The sequence below is a fragment of the Achromobacter sp. F4_2707 genome (assembly GCF_047501535.1).
In the GTDB taxonomy this organism is placed as follows: Bacteria; Pseudomonadota; Gammaproteobacteria; order Burkholderiales; family Burkholderiaceae_B; genus Yanghanlia.
Genome location: NZ_JAZDRJ010000012.1, coordinates 1 through 18,511 on the forward strand (window position 1 = coordinate 1; position 18,511 = coordinate 18,511).

Annotated in this window: 13 protein-coding genes and 2 riboswitches; of the genes, 9 read left to right on the plus strand and 4 right to left on the minus strand. The window is 56.9% G+C overall.

Translation table 11 applies throughout. The features are described from left to right. From VRY85_RS12135 to gcvP, 7 genes are all read left to right on the plus strand, one after another. Positions 1-2,036 (plus strand): translocation/assembly module TamB domain-containing protein (locus tag VRY85_RS12135; protein WP_414598864.1); only part of this gene is annotated, 2,036 nt, incomplete at its 5' end. A gap of 56 nt (positions 2,037-2,092) precedes the next feature. Beyond that, the gene (gene dcd / locus VRY85_RS12140; protein ID WP_414598865.1) at positions 2,093-2,656 is read left to right on the plus strand and encodes a dCTP deaminase; all 564 of its coding nucleotides are present in this window, start codon (positions 2,093-2,095) and stop codon (positions 2,654-2,656) included. Positions 2,657-2,669: 13 nt separating this feature from the next. Further along, entirely contained in the window at positions 2,670-4,940 is a 2,271-nt protein-coding gene (locus tag VRY85_RS12145) for an Orn/Lys/Arg decarboxylase N-terminal domain-containing protein (protein WP_414598866.1), read from the plus strand. Between the two features lie 50 nt (positions 4,941-4,990). Beyond that, positions 4,991-6,253, plus strand: a complete 1,263-nt coding sequence (locus VRY85_RS12150) for an NAD(P)/FAD-dependent oxidoreductase (protein ID WP_414598974.1) — start codon at positions 4,991-4,993, stop codon at positions 6,251-6,253. A 60-nt stretch (positions 6,254-6,313) separates the two neighbouring features. Next, positions 6,314-6,402, plus strand: a riboswitch (glycine riboswitch). Between the two features lie 15 nt (positions 6,403-6,417). After that, a riboswitch (glycine riboswitch) is annotated at positions 6,418-6,532 on the plus strand. A gap of 59 nt (positions 6,533-6,591) precedes the next feature. Beyond that, entirely contained in the window at positions 6,592-7,686 is a 1,095-nt protein-coding gene (gcvT, locus tag VRY85_RS12155) for a glycine cleavage system aminomethyltransferase GcvT (protein ID WP_414598867.1), read from the plus strand. A 91-nt stretch (positions 7,687-7,777) separates the two neighbouring features. Further along, positions 7,778-8,149 carry a glycine cleavage system protein GcvH gene (gcvH, locus tag VRY85_RS12160; protein ID WP_414598868.1) on the plus strand — a complete coding sequence of 124 codons (372 nt, stop codon included), beginning with the start codon at positions 7,778-7,780 and terminating at the stop codon, positions 8,147-8,149. Between the two features lie 3 nt (positions 8,150-8,152). Next, the gene (gene gcvP, locus VRY85_RS12165; protein ID WP_414598869.1) at positions 8,153-11,020 is read left to right on the plus strand and encodes an aminomethyl-transferring glycine dehydrogenase; all 2,868 of its coding nucleotides are present in this window, start codon (positions 8,153-8,155) and stop codon (positions 11,018-11,020) included. A gap of 71 nt (positions 11,021-11,091) precedes the next feature. On the opposite strand, the gene VRY85_RS12170 is transcribed toward gcvP, so the two are convergent. Genes VRY85_RS12170 through VRY85_RS12180 form a run of 3 tightly spaced genes read right to left on the minus strand, consistent with a single transcriptional unit; the run spans position 11,092 to position 12,869 of the window. Continuing rightward, the gene (locus VRY85_RS12170) at positions 11,092-11,583 is read right to left on the minus strand and encodes a dihydrofolate reductase (RefSeq protein WP_414598870.1); all 492 of its coding nucleotides are present in this window, start codon (positions 11,581-11,583) and stop codon (positions 11,092-11,094) included. A gap of 51 nt (positions 11,584-11,634) precedes the next feature. Continuing rightward, positions 11,635-12,429 carry a thymidylate synthase gene (locus VRY85_RS12175; RefSeq protein ID WP_414598871.1) on the minus strand — a complete coding sequence of 265 codons (795 nt, stop codon included), beginning with the start codon at positions 12,427-12,429 and terminating at the stop codon, positions 11,635-11,637. Between the two features lie 17 nt (positions 12,430-12,446). After that, positions 12,447-12,869 carry an OsmC family protein gene (locus VRY85_RS12180; protein WP_414598872.1) on the minus strand — a complete coding sequence of 141 codons (423 nt, stop codon included), beginning with the start codon at positions 12,867-12,869 and terminating at the stop codon, positions 12,447-12,449. Positions 12,870-13,016: 147 nt separating this feature from the next. On the opposite strand from VRY85_RS12180, the gene coq7 reads away from it, so the two are divergent. Continuing rightward, on the plus strand, positions 13,017-13,709 hold the full coding sequence (gene coq7, locus VRY85_RS12185) for a 2-polyprenyl-3-methyl-6-methoxy-1,4-benzoquinone monooxygenase (protein ID WP_414598873.1): 693 nt from the start codon (positions 13,017-13,019) through the stop codon (positions 13,707-13,709). Positions 13,710-14,219: 510 nt separating this feature from the next. On the opposite strand, the gene VRY85_RS12190 is transcribed toward coq7, so the two are convergent. Beyond that, positions 14,220-16,757, minus strand: a complete 2,538-nt coding sequence (locus VRY85_RS12190; RefSeq protein ID WP_414598874.1) for an EAL domain-containing protein — start codon at positions 16,755-16,757, stop codon at positions 14,220-14,222. Between the two features lie 584 nt (positions 16,758-17,341). On the opposite strand from VRY85_RS12190, the gene VRY85_RS12195 reads away from it, so the two are divergent. Beyond that, a complete protein-coding gene (locus tag VRY85_RS12195) occupies positions 17,342-18,439 on the plus strand; it encodes an MraY family glycosyltransferase (protein WP_414598975.1) in 1,098 nt (365 codons plus the stop codon). Positions 18,440-18,511 lie beyond the last annotated feature (72 nt).

Sequence of the window (18,511 nt, forward strand, 5' to 3'; positions counted from 1 at the left end):
AGCCCGAAGGCTGGCGGGGGCGGGTTTCCACGTTGGAGGTCGACCATGCGCACCTGAGCGCCCGACTGGGTTCGCCTCTGGAGCTTCGTTTTGCTCCACGAGCGGTGGCCCCCGATTGGCAATGGGTGGCAGGCGCGACTCAACTACAGCTGAGCGTGAACCAACTTCCAATGCTGCGTGTGCAGCACGGGGGCTCAAAGGGCGGGTCTGGGCGCTGGGAGACACAGGGCAATATTGAGCGTTTTATCGTGTCGCCACAGGTGCTCGAACAAATTGGCGTGGATTTTGACATCGCAGCGTTGCAGAAAAACGAGCGTGGCGGCGTCAAAGTGCGTGGAGCCCGCTCGGCCGATGATTGGCAAATGGAGTTGGCCTTGGACTGGAGCCTGGCGTTTGACGGGGCCCATCAAGGAAAAGTGAGTCTGCGAAGGCTGGCAGGCGACCTCATGGTGCCCGGCGACATGCCTTTCCCGCTTGAGCTTGAGAACCTGGCATTGGATCTGGCTCTGGCCCGTACCGCTGTGGCAACCAGTCGGCTGAATGCCGACTTGGCAATCAGCACGCGCAAAATGGGGGAGGTCAATGCTAAGGCGACCACGCTGGTGCATGCCTCGCCTGGTGGCGGCATCACTCTCAATCCCGCCGACGTAAAGAGTGTCACCATTGATGCGGCAGTGTCAGACCTGGGTTGGACCAGCCTGTTGTTAGGCGACGCACTTGAGCTGGGTGGTGCTGTGCAGGCGCAGGTAAAACTAGACAGCAGGCCCGATGGCAGTTGGGCCACTGCGGGAGCCATAAATGGCCGGCAGCTTCGCGTGGTCATGATCGACCAGGGGGTTCGATTGCTGGATGGAACCTTGAACGCCCGCTTGGATAACGACCGTCTGGTGCTGGAACGGCTGGAGTTTCCGGCGCGGTTACGGGCAGAACCCAAGGAATGGCGTACCTCAGAATGGGTGAACACCAACCCGGATGCCAAGGGCGGCTCGTTGGTTGTGACGGGTGAATGGAAGCTGTTTGAATCAGGCGGTGCGGTGGATGTCGAGCTATACCGCTTCCCGATTTTGCAGCGAGCTGACCGCTACGCCATGATGACGGGCAATATTCACTTGGATGTGGCGCTGCCTGACATGGCCATTACCGGCAAGCTCAATGCTGACGCAGGTTGGTTCGACCTGGATATGTTGGGGGGCATTCCCACTGTCGATAGCGATGTGGTGGTCATACGCCCGGGCGAAGAACAGGAAGTCAGCGTGCCCTTGGGCATTACGTTGGATCTCGAAGTCGATCTGGGGCCACGGTTTTATCTCACCGGTTATGGTTTGAACTCCGGTCTGGTGGGCAATATGCGCGTGCTGATGAAGGAAGGCAAGCTGACCGGGATTGGCGCCTTACGAACGCGCGGCGGGGCCATTGAGGCTTATGGCCAGCGCCTGCAATTGCGTCGGGGGGCTATTACGTTTCAAGGCGATATCACTCGCCCCGTGCTTGATATCGAAGCCCTGCGAACCGGGCTGGCTGTGGAGGCCGGCGTGCGCGTGTCGGGCACCGCTCGTAGCCCGCGCATCGGGCTGGTTTCCTACCCCGCCGTCAGTGAGATTGAAAAACTGTCTTGGCTGTTGCTGGGGCATGGGCCTGACGAAAGCGGGGGAGATATGGCGCTGCTATTCTCCGTGGGTACCTCCTTCCTGAGCGATGGTGAACCCTTTTATCGGCGCTTCGGAATCGACGAGGTCAGCTTGCGATCGGGCGAATTGGCTAGCGTGGCCAGCGTGTTGCCGGTGGAAAGCGTGGTCAGCGGTCTGGATACCGGCACCAGTGATATTGAACGTCGTTTCGTCAATATTAGTAAGCGGCTTTCCAATGGCGTGACGCTCATCATCCGGCAGGCGCTGTCGGACACCGGAACCGTGGCGCGAGCCAGTTATCGCCTGCGCAGGGGGCTGACGGCTGAAGCCAGCGTAGGCACAATCAATGGCTTGGCGCTGGTGTACCGTTGGTTTTCACGCGAAAGAAAGCCGGAAACCACAGAATGAAGTAATGCTGCAGCCTCAAGAGGCTAAAATGCATGCCATTTTCAAAGGTTGAGGCCATGAGCATAAAAAGTGATCGCTGGATCCGGCGTGCCGCAGCTGACGGCATGATTGAACCATTCGAGCCCGGCCAGGTGCGTTCCGTTAATGGCGAACGCATCGTTAGCTATGGCACAAGCAGCTACGGTTATGATGTCCGTTGCGCCAATGAGTTCAAGATTTTCACCAACATCAATTCGACCATCGTCGACCCCAAGGCCTTTGACGAAAAATCATTCGTCGATTTCCAGGGCGATGTGTGCATTATTCCCCCGAACTCCTTTGCGTTGGCGCGCACGGTCGAATACTTTCGCATTCCGCGCAGCGTTTTGACTGTCTGCCTGGGCAAGAGCACGTATGCCCGTTGCGGAATCATTGTTAACGTGACCCCTCTGGAACCCGAATGGGAAGGGCATGTCACGCTGGAGTTCTCCAACACCACGCCTCTGCCGGCCAAGATTTACGCCGGCGAAGGGTGTGCCCAGATGCTCTTCTTTGAAAGCGATGAAGTGTGCGAGACTTCCTATCGCGATCGCCAGGGCAAATATCAGGGTCAGCTTGGGGTCACCCTCCCTCGCACCTAGCAGGAGCTACGGAATGAAATTCCGCTTTCCCATCGTCATCATTGACGAAGACTATCGTTCCGAGAACGCATCCGGTTTTGGTATCCGTGCGCTGGCTGCCGCCATTGAGGCGGAAGGCGTAGAAGTGCTGGGCGTGACCAGTTATGGTGACCTGACCTCGTTCGCGCAGCAGCAAAGCCGCGCCAGTGCGTTCATTCTTTCCATCGACGACGAAGAATTCGACGTTGATTCCCCTGAAGATGTCGCCAAGGCCATCAAGAACTTGCGCGCCTTCATTGGTGAACTGCGTTTTCGCAACGATGAAATTCCAATCTACCTGTACGGTGAGACGCGGACATCGCAGCATATCCCTAACGATATCTTGCGGGAACTGCACGGTTTCATTCACATGTTTGAGGACACGCCGGAATTCGTGGCGCGTCACATCATTCGCGAAGCGCGTGCCTACCTCGACAGCCTGGCGCCGCCCTTTTTCCGTGAGCTGCTGAATTATGCAGCCGACGGGTCGTATTCCTGGCATTGCCCAGGGCATTCCGGTGGGGTAGCGTTTTTGAAGAGCCCCGTCGGGCAGATGTTCCACCAGTTCTTCGGTGAAAACATGTTGCGCGCCGACGTCTGCAATGCAGTGGACGAACTGGGCCAGTTGCTGGACCACACCGGCCCGATTGCCGAGTCGGAGCTCAATGCGGCGCGTATTTTCCACGCAGACCATTGCTTTTTCGTGACCAATGGTACATCTACGTCGAACAAAATTGTCTGGCACGCTAATGTGGCCAACGACGACGTAGTGGTGGTGGATCGCAACTGCCACAAGTCCATTTTGCATGCCATCACCATGACGGGGGCGATTCCGGTGTTCCTGCGCCCGACGCGCAACCACTTGGGCATCATCGGGCCCATTCCCCTCGAAGAGTTCGAGCCGGAAAACATCCAGCGCAAGATCGAAGCCAACCCCTTTGCGCGCCATGCCAAGGATAAGCGTCCACGCATCATGACGTTGACGCAAAGCACGTACGATGGCGTGATCTACAACGTAGAAACTATCAAGAGCAAACTGGAAGGCTATATCGATACCCTGCATTTCGATGAAGCCTGGCTGCCGCATGCCGCGTTTCACGAGTTCTATAAAGACATGCATGCCATTGGCGAAGGGCGTCCGCGCAGCAAAGATGCCATGGTGTTTGCGACACACTCGACGCACAAGCTGCTGGCAGGCCTTTCACAGGCCTCGCAGATTACCGTACAGGATTCCCAAACACGTAAGCTGGATCGCAACGTGTTTAACGAAGCCTACTTGATGCACACGTCAACGTCGCCGCAGTACGCCATTATTGCGTCCTGCGACGTTGCAGCCGCCATGATGGAGCCCCCGGGTGGGACGGCCTTGGTGGAAGAAAGCATTTCTGAAGCCATGGATTTCCGTCGTGCCATGCGCAAGGTGGAATCCGAATATGGCCGCAATGACTGGTGGTTCAAGGTGTGGGGGCCAAACCGTCTGCCGGCTGATGACATTGGCCATCGCGAAGACTGGTTACTGGTATCGGGCGACGAATGGCACGGGTTTGGCGATCTAGCCGATGGCTTCAATATGCTCGACCCCATCAAGGCCACGATTGTGACGCCGGGGCTGGATATTTCCGGTACGTTTGCAGACTCCGGAATTCCTGCTGCACTGGTATCCAAGTTTTTGGCTGAGCATGGTGTGGTCATTGAAAAAACCGGCCTATATTCCTTCTTCATCCTGTTCACCATCGGCATTACCAAGGGCCGCTGGAATACGCTGGTCACTGCCTTGCAGCAGTTCAAGGACGACTACGATCGCAACCAGCCTATGTGGCGTATCTTGCCGGACTTCTGCAAACAGCATCCCATATACGAGCGGATGGGCTTGCGTGACCTATGCCAGAAAATTCATCAGGCGTATAAAAAATACGACCTCGCCCGGCTGACGACAGAGGTTTACCTGAGCGATATGATTCCGGCCATGAAGCCGTCTGACGCCTACGCAAAGATGGCGCACCGGGATTCTGAGCGGGTCTCCATTGACGAACTCGAAGGCCGTGTTACCGGGGTATTGCTCACGCCATACCCGCCGGGTATTCCTTTGCTGATTCCCGGTGAACGGTTTAACCAGCGCATCGTGAATTACCTGCAATTCGCGCGCGAATTCAACGCTAATTTCCCGGGTTTTGAAACCTATGTACACGGCTTGGGAACGGATACCGACTCCGACGGTAATCTGCGCTATTACGTGGACTGCATCAAAGAAAGCGCTATCACGTGAGCAGGCGGGCAAGTTTCGATGTCGCCATCATTGGAGCAGGCGCGGCCGGCATGATGGCGGCTGCGGTGGCAGGGCAGCGCGGGCTCAAAGTGGTGCTTATCGACCACGCCCGCAAACTGGCTGAAAAGATCCGTATTTCGGGCGGCGGGCGCTGCAACTTCACCAATATTGGAGCCACACCGGCTCAGTTCGTTTCGCGCAACCCTCACTTTTGCCGCTCAGCGTTGGCCGGCTACGGCCCGCGCGATTTTCTTGATCTGGTCGAGCGCCACGGCATACGCTGGCACGAAAAGCATCGGGGCCAGCTTTTTTGCGATGAATCTTCAGAACAGATCATCGACATGCTGCGTGCCGAATGTGAAGACGCAGGCGTGGTCTGGCGCATGCCCTGCAGTGTGGAAAGTGTCGAGCAGGCTGAGCACGGTTTTCGCTTGCAAACTTCCTCTGGGGGCATAGAAGCGCGGCAATTGGTCTTGGCCACCGGAGGCATGGCGATTCCGCAGCTGGGCGCCACCGATTTTGCCTTGCGTATTGCCCGCCAGTTCGGCTTGAAAGTGGTGGAGCCGCGGCCGGCGCTTGTTCCGCTGGTGTTTGATGCCGCACAGTGGGCCAAGTTCGCCGAATTAAGTGGGGTGGCGTTGGAGGTCGTGGTGCGGAATGCGCCCGGTAGTAGCCATTCACCGTCGCAGGCGTCTGGTCGAACCGCTCAGCCCTCGTCGCCTAAGCGTCCTGGGGGGGGAGGGAAAGGCGTGCGCCAGGGTGGCAAGGGCGGCACACCGGTTGTGCCGTTTTTGGAAGACCTGCTGTTTACCCATAGGGGGTTATCCGGGCCGGCGATTTTGCAAATCTCCACGTTTTGGAATCCGGGTGAGGTCATCGAAATTGATTTGGCGCCAGACACCGACCTTGCCGAAGCCTTGCTTGCCGCCAAGCAAGGCAGCCGACAACAACTCACAACGGCTCTGTCAGGGCTATGGCCCCGTCGATTGGCGGAGCAATGGCTGGCGCAGGCGGGCGGGGGGTTAGCGCAAGCGCGGCTCGCCGATGTGCCGGACCGCCAACTGCAGGCATTAGCCGACGGCATCCACCGCTGGCAATTGACGCCAACTGGCACAGCAGGCTATCGCAAGGCCGAGGCCATGCGTGGTGGTGTGGACACCGATGAACTCGATCAGCGCAGCATGCAGGCCCGCAAAGTCGACGGCCTGTATTTCATTGGCGAGGCAGTGGATGTCACCGGCTGGTTAGGCGGCTATAACTTTCAGTGGGCCTGGTCGTCAGCCGTGGCTTGTGGGCGCGCTTTGCTGGTATGACCTGTAAGATCTGAACTGTACGCTGTCGCGACTATCGGTTATTCTTCAGCCTTGCTGTCATTGCAGAGAGTGGGAGAGAGCTGCTTTAAGCGGCCACCGAAGGCGCAAACGCCCATAATCGCTCAGGTATCCCGTACCACTCCTGCATTGCCCCACGCTGGGCAAGGCGGCGCTCTGGAGAGACTCGCCGGTGGCATTGCGCCCACGCAGCGGGCGCCGAAGGTGAACACTCGTATTGTGTGCGGGTCAACTCTCAGGCAAAAGGACAGAAGGGCGGTTTGGCTGCTTAACAGCCGGGCCGTCCGTTTTTATATGCCTCTTATCCGGAGTTTTCGTCCATGACTGCTGTCTTGAAACAAACCCCCTTGTTCAATGCCCATGTCGCCGCAGGTGCGCGCATGGTGGATTTCGGCGGCTGGAATATGCCGGTCGCCTATGGTTCCCAAATCGAAGAGCATCATGCTGTGCGCCAAGCCGCCGGCATGTTCGATGTCTCCCACATGCTGAATGTGGACATCCGGGGGCCTCATTCCAAAGCATTTTTGCGACGCCTGCTGGCCAACGACGTCGAGCGCCTGTCGGTACCCGGCAAGGCGCTTTATTCTTGCATGCTGAATGAGCGGGGCGGCGTGATCGACGACCTTATCGTTTACTTTTTCAGCCCCGAATCCTGGCGCCTGGTCGTGAATGCGGGCACGGCGGAAACCGACCTCGAATGGATACAAGCCGTTGCTCAGCGTGAAGGCTTCGATGTCAGCATCATCGCTCAGCGTGAACTGTCCATGCTGGCGGTGCAAGGGCCGGAAGCCCGCGAACGCGTCTGGCAGGTCAGGCCGCAATGGCGCGCCTCAACTGAATCCTTGGTTCCCTTTACCGGTGCCCTGCTGGAAGGTGACGTCATGGTGGCTCGTACCGGGTATACCGGTGAAGACGGTTTTGAAATCGTCGTGCCCGCGAGCGCCGTCGAGGCACTCTGGAATGATCTGGTCGCCGCCGGTGTACGGCCTTGCGGCTTGGGTGCCCGCGATACGCTGCGGCTGGAGGCCGGCATGAATCTCTACGGCAACGAAATGAACCAGGACGTCAACCCGCTTATTGCTGCATTGGGCTGGACCGTGTCTTTCAAGGATGCCGAGCGCAACTTTATCGGCCGCGACGCTATCGAAGGCTTCACTCCGCAAGAAGGGATGGTCGGCCTTAAGCTGAATGAGCGTGGCGTAATGCGCACTGGTATGAAAGTGCGTACCGCTCAAGGCGAGGGTGTGGTCACCAGTGGCACCATGTCGCCCACCATGGGCGTGTCCATTGGCATGGCGCGTGTGCCTGTCGGCGCCCAAGCCGGGGAACAGGCCGAAGTTGAAATCCGTGGTAAATGGGTGGCAGCCAGCATTGTTTCCATGCCTTTTGTGCGTCAAGGAAAAGTGCTGGTCTGAGTCGGGTAATTGACTTCCGTTTTACAAACTGTAGTCCAGCTGTTCGTTTAATAACTCAACCGAAATTCAAATTTTTCTCAAGAGGTGTGACATGAGTCTTCCTACCGATCGCAAGTATGCAGCTTCTCATGAATGGGCGCGTCTCGAAGGCGACGTGGTGGTGGTTGGCATTACCGATAACGCACAAGAGCAACTGGGCGACCTGGTATTCGTGGGCGACGTCAATGTCGGCGCTGCACTGCAAGCCGGAGAGGTAGCCGGAGTCGTGGAGTCCGTTAAGGCTGCTTCCGATATTTACGCACCGGTTGCCGGCGAAGTGGTGGCGTTCAATGAAGCACTGAACGACCAGCCCGACCTGATCAACCAGGCGGCGCACGACACCTGGATTTTCAAGCTTAAGCCCGAAAACCCTGCCGATCTCGATAACCTGCTCGATGCCGCTGGCTACGAGGCAACGCTCTGAACCATGTATTCCAATCTCGATCCCAATACTGAGTTCCAGGGCCGTCATATCGGCCCGGTCGCAGACGAACGGGCGCGCATGCTTGAAACCATCGGCGCGTCTTCGCTGTCTGAACTGATTCACGACATCGTTCCGGCCAGCATTCTTGATGAATCCCCTCTTGAGGTCCCCGGCCCGTTTTCAGAGCATGATGCACTGGCACGGCTGAAGGAGATTGCGGGGCGCAACGAAATCTACCGCAACTATATCGGCCAGGGGTACTACGGCACGCACGTGCCCAACGTGATTCTGCGTAACATTCTGGAGAATCCTGCCTGGTACACCGCCTACACGCCCTATCAGCCGGAAATCTCGCAAGGCCGGTTGGAAGCGCTGTTGAACTTCCAGACCATGGTGGCCGACCTCACCGGGCTTGATATCGCCAACGCGTCATTGCTGGACGAAGGAACGGCGGCCGCTGAAGCCATGACGCTTGCGCGGCGGGGTTCGCGCTCCAAGTCCAATGTGTTTTTCGCGTCTGAGCACTGCCATCCACAAACACTGGAAGTGTTGCGCACCCGAGCCGAGCCCATGGGCCTGGAGCTGGTCATTGGTGATGAGTCGCAAGGCTTGCCCGAATGCTTTGGTGTGCTGCTGCAATACCCGCAAACGCTGGGTTCTGTCCAGGATTACCGTGCGTTGGTTGAAGCCGCTCATGCTCAAGGCGCTTTGGTTGCGGTCGCAACCGATCTACTCGCCTTGTCTGTGCTGACGCCTCCGGGTGAGTGGGGCGCTGATATCGCCGTGGGAACCGCGCAACGCTTTGGCGTGCCGCTAGGGTTTGGCGGCCCGCACGCGGGTTTTATGGCCTGTCGCGATGCGTATAAGCGCAATATGCCGGGGCGCCTTGTTGGCGTGTCGCGCGATGCGCAAGGGGCGCCCGCCCTTCGTTTGGCGTTGCAGACCCGCGAGCAGCATATCCGCCGTGAAAAAGCTACGTCCAATATTTGTACGGCTCAAGTGTTGCTGGCCGTCATGGCAGCCATGTATGCCGTTTGGCATGGGCCGCAAGGCTTGCAGCGCATTGCTCAACGCGTGGCCGGCCACACTGGCCGCTTGAACGCAGCCCTAGGCAGCCTGGGCTTGAAAGTGCGTAATGACAGCTATTTCGATACGCTGTGTATTGAAACGGGCGAGCATACCCAAGCCATTCTGGATGCCGCCCGCGAGGCGCGCATCAACCTGCGCGTGGTGGATGACAGCACGCTGGCGGTATCGCTGGATGAAACCGTGATGCTGAAAGACGTGCATGCGCTGGTGAATGTGTTCGCAAGAGCACTGGGCAAAGAGGCGGTTAGCGCTGAGACCCTTGAAGCCGACGCGGGCGACGGCCTGCCTGCAGCGTTGCTGCGTAGCAGCGAACCCCTGCCGCATCCCATCTTCTCGCGTATCCGTTCTGAAACCGACATGCTGCGCTATCTGCGTGGCTTGGCCGACAAGGATCTCGCCCTCGATCGCACCATGATTCCGTTGGGCTCCTGCACCATGAAGCTCAACGCCACGGCCGAAATGATCCCCATCACCTGGCCTGAATTTACGCAGATCCACCCCTTCGCGCCGGCAGACCAGACGCAGGGTTATAAACAGTTGGTGGAAGAGCTCTCCGCTGCGCTGTGCGCCATCACTGGCTACGACGCTATCAGCCTGCAGCCCAATTCGGGCGCTCAGGGTGAATATGCCGGCTTGCTGGCTATCCGCGCCTATCATCGTGCCAATGGTCAGCATCAGCGGGATATCTGTCTGATTCCGGCTTCGGCTCACGGCACCAACCCCGCTTCGGCGCAAATGGCAGGCATGGAAGTCGTGGTGGTGGCGTCCGATGACAACGGCAACGTCGATGTTGAAGACTTGCAGCGCCGAATCGATGAAGTGGGAGATCGCCTCGCCGCGTTGATGATTACCTACCCGTCCACCCATGGTGTGTTCGAGCTGGCTATCACTGACATCTGCGAACGCGTCCACGCAGCAGGCGGCCAGGTTTACCTGGACGGCGCCAACATGAATGCCATGGTGGGCTTGGCTAAACCCGGCAAGTTCGGCTCCGACGTGTCTCACCTGAACCTGCACAAAACCTTCTGCATTCCCCATGGCGGCGGTGGCCCGGGCGTCGGTCCGGTTGCGGTGCGTTCGCACCTGGCGCCCTACCTGCCTGGTGTGGTGGGTGCGGATGGAAAACTGGCTGCTGATGCTCCGGTGGGGCCGGTATCGGCAGCGCCGTTTGGGTCGGCCAGCATTCTGCCCATTTCCTACATGTATGTGGTCATGATGGGGGCGCAGGGCCTGAAAGATGCGTCAGAAACCGCCATTCTCAGCGCCAACTACATTGCTGCCCGTCTGCGCGACCACTACCCAGTGTTGTACGCAGGGCCTAAGGGCTATGTGGCGCACGAGTGCATTCTGGATATCCGTCCCATCAAAGACGCCTGCGGTATTAGCAACGAAGACATCGCCAAGCGTTTGGTCGATTTCGGCTTCCACGCTCCAACCATGAGCTTCCCTGTGCCAGGTACGCTGATGGTGGAACCCACGGAATCCGAAAGCATCGAAGAACTCGACCGCTTCTGCGATGCCATGATCGCCATCCGCCAGGAAATCGCCGCCATTGAGCGTGGCGAGAAAGACGCGGATGATAACGTGTTGCGTAATGCACCCCATACAGCGCAAATGCTGTTGGTGGACAACTGGCATCACGACTACACCCGTGAAGAGGCCGCCTATCCCGTCGCCAGCCTGCGTACCGCCAAATACTGGCCACCCGTAGCGCGCGTCGACAACGCCTGGGGCGACCGCAACCTAGTGTGCAGCTGCCCGCCAATGGAAGCCTATATGTAAAAAAAGGGTCTGTCCCGGTTTCAGCTGTTTGTCAGCAAAGAAACCGAAAGAAACCGGGACAGACCCCGATTTTATTTGCGGCGCAAGGTGACGTAGTCGTATTCCAAGCCGTTTTCTTCAGGCTGGGGCAGTCGTTCGATTTCTTCCCATTCTTGTGCGAGCAGTTCTGGAAACCAGGTGTCGCCTTCAATGTCGGCGTGGATTTCCGTGGCGATGATTTCGTCCACGACTGGCAGGGCTTCACGAAAGAGTTGTTCACCGCCGATGATGCAAGCGCGTGGCGCGTTAGAGCAAGCGCGCAGGGCGTCTTCCAAGTTGGTGCACAGCGTAGCACCTTCGGCTTGGTAGGCAGGGTTGCGGCTAATGACGACATTCAGCCGGCCGGGTAGGGGGCGCCCCAGCGATTCCCAGGTCTTGCGGCCCATAATGATGGGGCATCCCATTGTGGCCCGCTTGAAGTGGGCCAGATCGCTCGGTAGACGCCACGGTAGGTCGTTATCACGACCTATCACGCGGTTGCGCGCATAGGCTACGACAATCTGTAAGAGAGGGCGGGCGTCCATAGTGAGTGGTTCCTGTTTTCCAATGGGGGCGTCGGCGGGCGCGGTGGTGTTTTAGACGGCTACTGGCGCCTTGATGTGCGGATGGTGCTGATAGTCGAGAATCTCAAAATCCTCAAACTCATATTCGAACAAAGACGCCGGGCGACGCTTGATATTCAGGCGCGGGTAGGGGTAAGGCTCGCGTGACAGTTGCAGCTCCACCTGTTCGAAGTGGTTGCTGTAAATGTGGCAGTCACCGCCCGTCCAGATGAAGTCGCCCACATCGAGGTCGCATTGCTGGGCCACCATGTGGGTCAGCAGCGCGTAGCTGGCGATATTGAAGGGCACGCCTAGGAAGATATCGGCGCTGCGTTGATACAGCTGACACGACAAGCGACCATTGGCGACATAGAACTGAAAAAAGGCATGGCAGGGGGGCAGTGCCATATTTGCAATTTCGCTGACATTCCAGGCGGACACAATTAAGCGCCGTGAGTCAGGATTAGAGCGAATTTGCTCTAGTAGTTGCGAGATCTGGTCGATGTGGCGCCCGTCAGGTGTGGGCCATGAGCGCCACTGTACGCCATAGACAGGCCCTAGCTCGCCCTGGGCGTCCGCCCATTCGTCCCAGATTGAGACGCCCCGTTCCTGCAGCCAGCGAACGTTGGAGTCGCCACGCAGAAACCAGAGCAATTCGATGATGATGGAGCGCAGATGCAGTTTTTTGGTCGTGACCAGCGGAAAACCTTGCTGCAGGTCAAAGCGCATCTGGTGACCAAATACCGAGCGTGTTCCCGTGCCGGTGCGGTCATTCTTGTGATCGCCATGTTCGTACACATGGCGCATCAGGTTTTCGTACTGTTGCATGATGAACCGATAGCCGTTCAGGCTTCTACCATATTGATGGAATAAGTGATTTCTGCCGTACGCCCCAGCATTGCGGAAGCAGAACAGTATTTTTCATGGGAAAGCTGGACGGCGCGCTCTACAGCGGCCTGCGGCAGATTCTTTCCGGTAACGGTGAACGTGAAATGAATGCGAGTGAAGACCTTGGGGTCGGTCTCAGCACGGTCTGCATCCAGCGCTACCTGACAACCCGTGACCTCATGACGCCCGCGCCGCAGGATGAGCACGACATCGTAGGCCGCGCAGCCGCCTGCGCCGGCCAGCAACATTTCCATGGGACGCGGGGCCAGGTTGTTGCCGCCTCCTTCGGGAGCACCGTCCATGGCGGCCACGTGGCCGCTGCCAGTGCGTGCAACGAAGAGCATGCCTTCAGGGCCGCCCCAGTCAATGGTGCATTGCATATCTTTGTTCCTGATAGGTGGACTGAAGGGTAATGATAATACGCGAGTGCTGACCGGGCGGAAAACGCCGGGTCGGGGTGTGGGATCTCCGCTGTTTTCCAGTCTATGGGAAAATACAGGGTCTAAGGATCAACTTCGAGGTGAAAAATGGTCGCAGAGAGCAGCAATCTCAGTCATTCCGGCTTCACTCGCCGTAGCAACCCATTGGAAGACATTCTGACGGAAGTCGGGCGGGCGTTGCAAGTGCTGGATGGTTCCGCGCAGGCGGGTCGCCCCAATCCTGCTGGGCCCAAGCCCTTGAATGCGGTGGAGGAGCAAGACGCTCTGTCTCCTGCTGAGCAACAGCACGCCGCAGGTCTGATGCGTATTAACCACGTGGGCGAGATCTGCGCTCAGGCGCTATACCGGGGCCAAGCCATGTTTTGCCGCGATGCAGCAATTCGTGATGTGCTTTATGAAGCAGCGGCAGAAGAGGTGGACCATTTGGTGTGGTGCAACGAAAGGCTGCAAGAATTGAACAGCCGTCCCAGCATACTGAACCCTTTGTGGTATTTGGGTTCATTCTCACTGGGCGCCGTAGCCAGTCGTGCAGGCATTCCCTACAACCTGGGCTTCATGGCCGAAACCGAGAGGCAAGTCGAGCAGCATCTGGACAGCCATCTGGAACAGCTCCCCCCTCAGGACGAGCGTTCCCGCGCCATTGTGGAGCAAATGCGCATTGATGAAATTGAGCACCGGACCACTGCGGAAACGCATGGCGCCGTGCCGCTGCCAGCGCCGATCAAACTTGGAATGCGCCTGATGTCGAAGGTTATGACCACGATCGCGTATAGGATTTAGGCGGTGAATCAGATGACACTAGCGTTTTCCCTAGGTTGGTGTTAATATTCACTTAACTCAGGGTTATCGCTAGTTGCACTGCTTGCCCTTTGTGCAGAAACACCACATCAGAAACATTTGGAAACAGAAAAATGTGGCACCGCAACAAAAATATCTTGCATTGCACAAAAAACAGCGATAAACTTCAGTTATCGGATGTCGCAACGTGGTTAACCCTAACCACGCGGTCTCGAGCAGAAATGCTCTCGTAGCCCGACATGCCACGGTTGTCTCCTCCACCCTCCTCCTTTGGTGGATTTTGCCCGAGATCTCACGATCTCGGGCTTTTTTTTATCGAAACGCTGCTCTGGTGCTCAGCGTAACAAGGCGAGCTGTATGGCAACGCTGTTTGCTTGGTGCAGTTATGGTGGGCAAATATGGGGGATGATTCAAAAAGAGGCCCGGGTACGCTCTCCCGGCTGCGTTAGCGCTTAGATGTCGCTACATTGCGAAACGCTTCACCAGCACTTTTCAAGATGGCTGGCTGTAGGCCTCCAGCCATTCACTGAATTGGTCGGCGGCGACCGGCCTTGAATATAAATAGCCTTGACCGAAGTCGCAGCCGGCCGCTAGTAGTAGGTCGTGCTGCTCAGGGGTTTCGATTCCTTCAGCGACCACTTTCAGGCCTAATTCGTGAGACATGTTAATGATTGCGTTGCATAAGACCATGTTCTCTGGGCTTTCCGCCAGGTTGCGCACAAAGCTTTGATCGATCTTGATGATATCGATGTCGACGCGGCGTAAATAGGATAGTGATGAGTAGCCGGTGCCAAAGTCATCCAAAGCGATCTGAAAGCCGGCGCGCCTGAGTGTGCGGATTTTTTCGTATATGTCTTCATCGCTTTCCAGCAGCAGCCTTTCCGTGATTTCAAGCGTTATGGCTGAATTCGGCAGGTCGAGGTTCTGAAGGGTTTGTATCCAGGTTTCAGGGTCCAGGCCGCTCTGCTGAAACTGTGCAGGCGAGACGTTGATGCTGACACCCGCCCAATGTTCCATATTGTCACGCCACAGCGCGGCCTGCTTGGCTGCTTGTTGAAAGATGCTGTCGCCTAATGGAATGATCAGGCCGGAATCTTCGGCGAGTGGGATGAAATCCCCGGGAGGGATCAGGCCCAGCGTTGGGTGTTGCCAGCGAATCAGGGCTTCGGCCTTGATGATGTTGCCGGTTTGCAGATCAATAATGGGCTGGTAGTGAAGAATGAACTGTTGTGTATCCAAGCCGGCCTGAAAGTCGCGTAAGAGATCGTGACGTAATTGCACCGAATCGCGCAGAGTCCGGGAGAACAGGCAGTATTGATTCCGACCTCTTTCTTTAGCGGCGTACATGGCAAAATCCACATACTTCAAGAGGTCCGTTGCGTTGTCTGCATCATCAGGGTAGAAGGCCACGCCCATGCTGCAGGAAATGCGAATATCGCTAACCGCCAGGCTGTAGGGCTTGGAGACTGACCCAAGGATTTTCTCGCATATCGGGTGAATGTCGTCGTGCGACTTCAGGTCCTGAATGATCATGACGAATTCGTCGCCGCCCAAGCGGGCGACTTGGTCTGAGCGCCGGCAGCAGTCGCTGATACGCTGGGCGACCTGCTTCAGGAGCGCATCGCCTTCGTCATGGCCAAACGTGTCGTTGACCTCCTTGAAAAGATCCAGATCAAGAAACATCAGGGCGAACGGGAAGCCACTGCGTTTTGACTGCTCAATGCTGGCGTGCAGGTTCTCATGGAACATCAGGCGGTTAGGCAGCTGGGTCAGGTGGTCGAAATGGGCTTGCCGCCAGATCAATGCTTCTTGTGTGCGCTGCTCGGTGACATTGGAAAATAGCCCGATACGGCAATCCACCGTGCCATCATCATTGAAGCAGCTGTTAATCATCAGGTGGCTGATGAATTCTTCGCCCGATTTATGCTTATTCCAGATGTCGCCATGCCACTGTCCCGTTGTGCTCAGACGCTCCCAGAATGAGCGGAAAAATTCCTTGGAGTGACGCCCGGAACTAAGCTTGTTCATCCGGTGACCGACGACTTCCGCTGCGGTGTAGCCGGTAATGGTGCTGAAGGCGGGATTGATATCCTGAATGAAGCCGTCGGCGTCAGTGATGACCACGCCATCGCTGATGTGCTGATACACCAGAACTGCCCGCCGCAGCCCGGCTCTGGCCTTCTTCAAGGTATTTTGCTTCACCTTCAGGTCGCGAAGCAGGTTTTCGATATGAGCCGCGGATTTATTCAACACCCTGCTTAAAGACCCGAACTCGTCACTTGAATTCATGTGCAGGCGCGCATCGTAGTTTCCGGCTGCAAGCTCATTGCCTAGCTGCATCACTTGCTTGATGGGGTTCAGCACCTTGCACACAATGATGGCCCATGCCAGCAGCAGCATCAGGACATTAGCAATGAACAAGCCGTAGACCTGGTTTTTGACGGACGCCTGCATGTTGTCCGACTGTTGAATAAGGCTGTTAATCAGCGCTTCGATATCTTCCAGCAGAACGGTGCTGGTCGCGATAATGGCCAGGGTGGCGGCTTGGTCGTGAGCCACGCTGCCAGCATTTGCTTCAAGCGGGGATCTGTTCGGCTTCATTGCTGCCAGCGTCTGCCTGTATGCGTCCCAGGATACTTCTATTTTTTCGAGGTGTTGCTGTGAGGTCGTGGCGATGGCCGGTATGGCCAGGTCGAAGGCTTTTCCGCCGCCTTTGAGGGCTGTGATCGCAGCCTGGAAATTGGTTTCCAGTTGTTCGTAAAGAGTGTGGGTGTTCCAGTCTTCGCTTGGTGGAAGATTGCGCTCGGCCACGTGCATCAACCCAATACGCTGGCTCAGCATGCGCATCTTTCCTGCAATGTTGATGGTGGCGGCGATGGTGTCGGACTGGCGCAGTAAAGAATGGATGACGACAATATTTCCAACTGCGACCACGCTGGCGATAATGAACCCGATTACAAATTTCCGACGCAGGGTCTTGAGTGAGAATAGCCTTTCCAGCCAGCGCAGAACGAATGTCAGAAAGGGCATAGTGGCAGGTTATAGGACCATAAATGGCGATTTCGCGGGCAGGCAGAGTGTGTGCCGGTTGGGCGCATTCTGCATGTAGAATGCGCATCGCAGCTTTTTATGGTGTATCTATTTGCGCGATACCCGCCTGCCTGCAGGACAGGGAGGCTGCCAACTGTAGGCCGTAAGCCTCGTGCACTTCCTTAACTCATATCAATATTAAATCAATTTGAAATCAATTTGAAATCAATTGTTGTTGTGTGCAAGACCTATTGCGTTCGTTAATTGATTGTGGTAATAGGCGGCGAAAGAGTAGTTGACAGCCCAGCGTGACAGGGGCGGTTGATCTTTTCCCTATGCCCGTTCCCACAGCGTTTCACCGCAAGTTATATTCTTGTTGCACTTGTTTCGTGCCCGCCTGTCGCATTGTTACAAAAACATTGGATAATACCGGGTGAAGCGCTGAACAAGTCATCGGCTTAGGGCATCTACCTAAAGATAGACCTGTTCAGCGTTTTTCATATTTTTATCTGGATGGAGACTTTGTGACTTCGCCTCAATTCTGGGGTTCGTTTACCTGGCTCTACATTTGTGTTGTGGCCTTCATGGTCGGGGGGCTTATCGTTGCCTCCGAGCGCTGGCATGGTGTGTTCACCGGCGACTCCGACATGAAAAAACCGCAGGCTATGCACGCCCGCGCTGCACCACGCGTGGGCGGGTTGGCCGTCGTGGCGGGCAGCCTGGCAGGTTTGCTGGTGCTGGGGCCTAGCAATATGACGCTCACATGGTTGTGGCCGGTTCTCTTTATTGCCGCCATGCCTGTATTCGTAGCGGGCCTGCTTGAAGACATTACTAAGGACGTCGGCTCAGGCAAACGCCTGATGGCGGCCTTTATCTCCGCCGCGATAGCCTGGTGGTTTTTAGGGGGCGTTTCGCGGGTAGGCATTGGCTGGGCTGACTGGATGCTTTCCTATTGGCCGGTTTCTTTAGTGTTTACCATGGTGGCGGTGGGCGGCTGTACGCATGCCCTGAACATTGTCGATGGCATGAATGGACTGGCGGGCATGATAGCCACGCTGATGGCTCTCTCGCTAGCGCTGGTGGCGCTGCAAGTTCAGGATATTCCTATTTTTCTTATTGCCGCTGCGCTGGCTTCGGCTACGCTAGGCTTCCTCGTGTGGAATTTTCCTTTTGGGCGGGTGTTCCTGGGCGACGGCGGGGCCTATTTTCTGGGCTTCATGCTGGCCGAGCTGGCCGTGCAGTTGGTGGTTCGTAACCCCAGTGTTTCGCCCTTCTATGCGTTGGCCGTCCTGTTTTATCCCGTATTTGAAACCATGTTCTCGATCTGGAGACGGCGCTTCAAGCGCGGTGTGCCGGTTGACCAGCCCGATGCTCTGCATTTGCATCAGCTTGTTTTCCGGCGTTTGGTGCGGGTGACATTCACGCGAGATAGCCGTCATGCCGTTCCCGCCTTATGTAATGCGATGACTTCCCCTTATCTGTGGGTGTTGGCGCTGATCGGCTTGGTGCCGGCTACGATCTGGTGGGATAACACCTGGATACTCTGCGGCAGTATCGCGGTGTTCTGCTGGGTGTATATATGGCTGTATTCACGATTGGTATCGTGGCGTCGGCCCACATGGTTGCTGCTGCCCTCGTTGGGGCGGGGAGAGCGCCGTCGCGATGCGAATAAGCAGCGCTGAGCCCAGGCGCGGCATAAGGATGAACATATACGCCCGGGTTCGGGCATGTTTTTTTTAGATTAGATTGCGCTC

Bases quoted from the DNA above. Each gene is read 5' to 3' on its own strand.
- VRY85_RS12170 (WP_414598870.1), bottom strand. From the start codon at position 11,583: ATGGACGCCCGCCCTCTCTTACAGATTGTCGTAGCCTATGCGCGCAAC.
- VRY85_RS12145 (WP_414598866.1), top strand. From the start codon at position 2,670: ATGAAATTCCGCTTTCCCATCGTCATCATTGACGAAGACTATCGTTCC.
- VRY85_RS12195 (WP_414598975.1), top strand. From the start codon at position 17,342: ATGGTCGGGGGGCTTATCGTTGCCTCCGAGCGCTGGCATGGTGTGTTC.
- dcd (WP_414598865.1), top strand. From the start codon at position 2,093: ATGAGCATAAAAAGTGATCGCTGGATCCGGCGTGCCGCAGCTGACGGC.
- VRY85_RS12150 (WP_414598974.1), top strand. From the start codon at position 4,991: ATGATGGCGGCTGCGGTGGCAGGGCAGCGCGGGCTCAAAGTGGTGCTT.
- gcvT (WP_414598867.1), top strand. From the start codon at position 6,592: ATGACTGCTGTCTTGAAACAAACCCCCTTGTTCAATGCCCATGTCGCC.
- VRY85_RS12180 (WP_414598872.1), bottom strand. From the start codon at position 12,869: ATGCAATGCACCATTGACTGGGGCGGCCCTGAAGGCATGCTCTTCGTT.
- gcvP (WP_414598869.1), top strand. From the start codon at position 8,153: ATGTATTCCAATCTCGATCCCAATACTGAGTTCCAGGGCCGTCATATC.
- gcvH (WP_414598868.1), top strand. From the start codon at position 7,778: ATGAGTCTTCCTACCGATCGCAAGTATGCAGCTTCTCATGAATGGGCG.
- VRY85_RS12175 (WP_414598871.1), bottom strand. From the start codon at position 12,429: ATGCAACAGTACGAAAACCTGATGCGCCATGTGTACGAACATGGCGAT.
- VRY85_RS12190 (WP_414598874.1), bottom strand. From the start codon at position 16,757: ATGCCCTTTCTGACATTCGTTCTGCGCTGGCTGGAAAGGCTATTCTCA.
- coq7 (WP_414598873.1), top strand. From the start codon at position 13,017: ATGGTCGCAGAGAGCAGCAATCTCAGTCATTCCGGCTTCACTCGCCGT.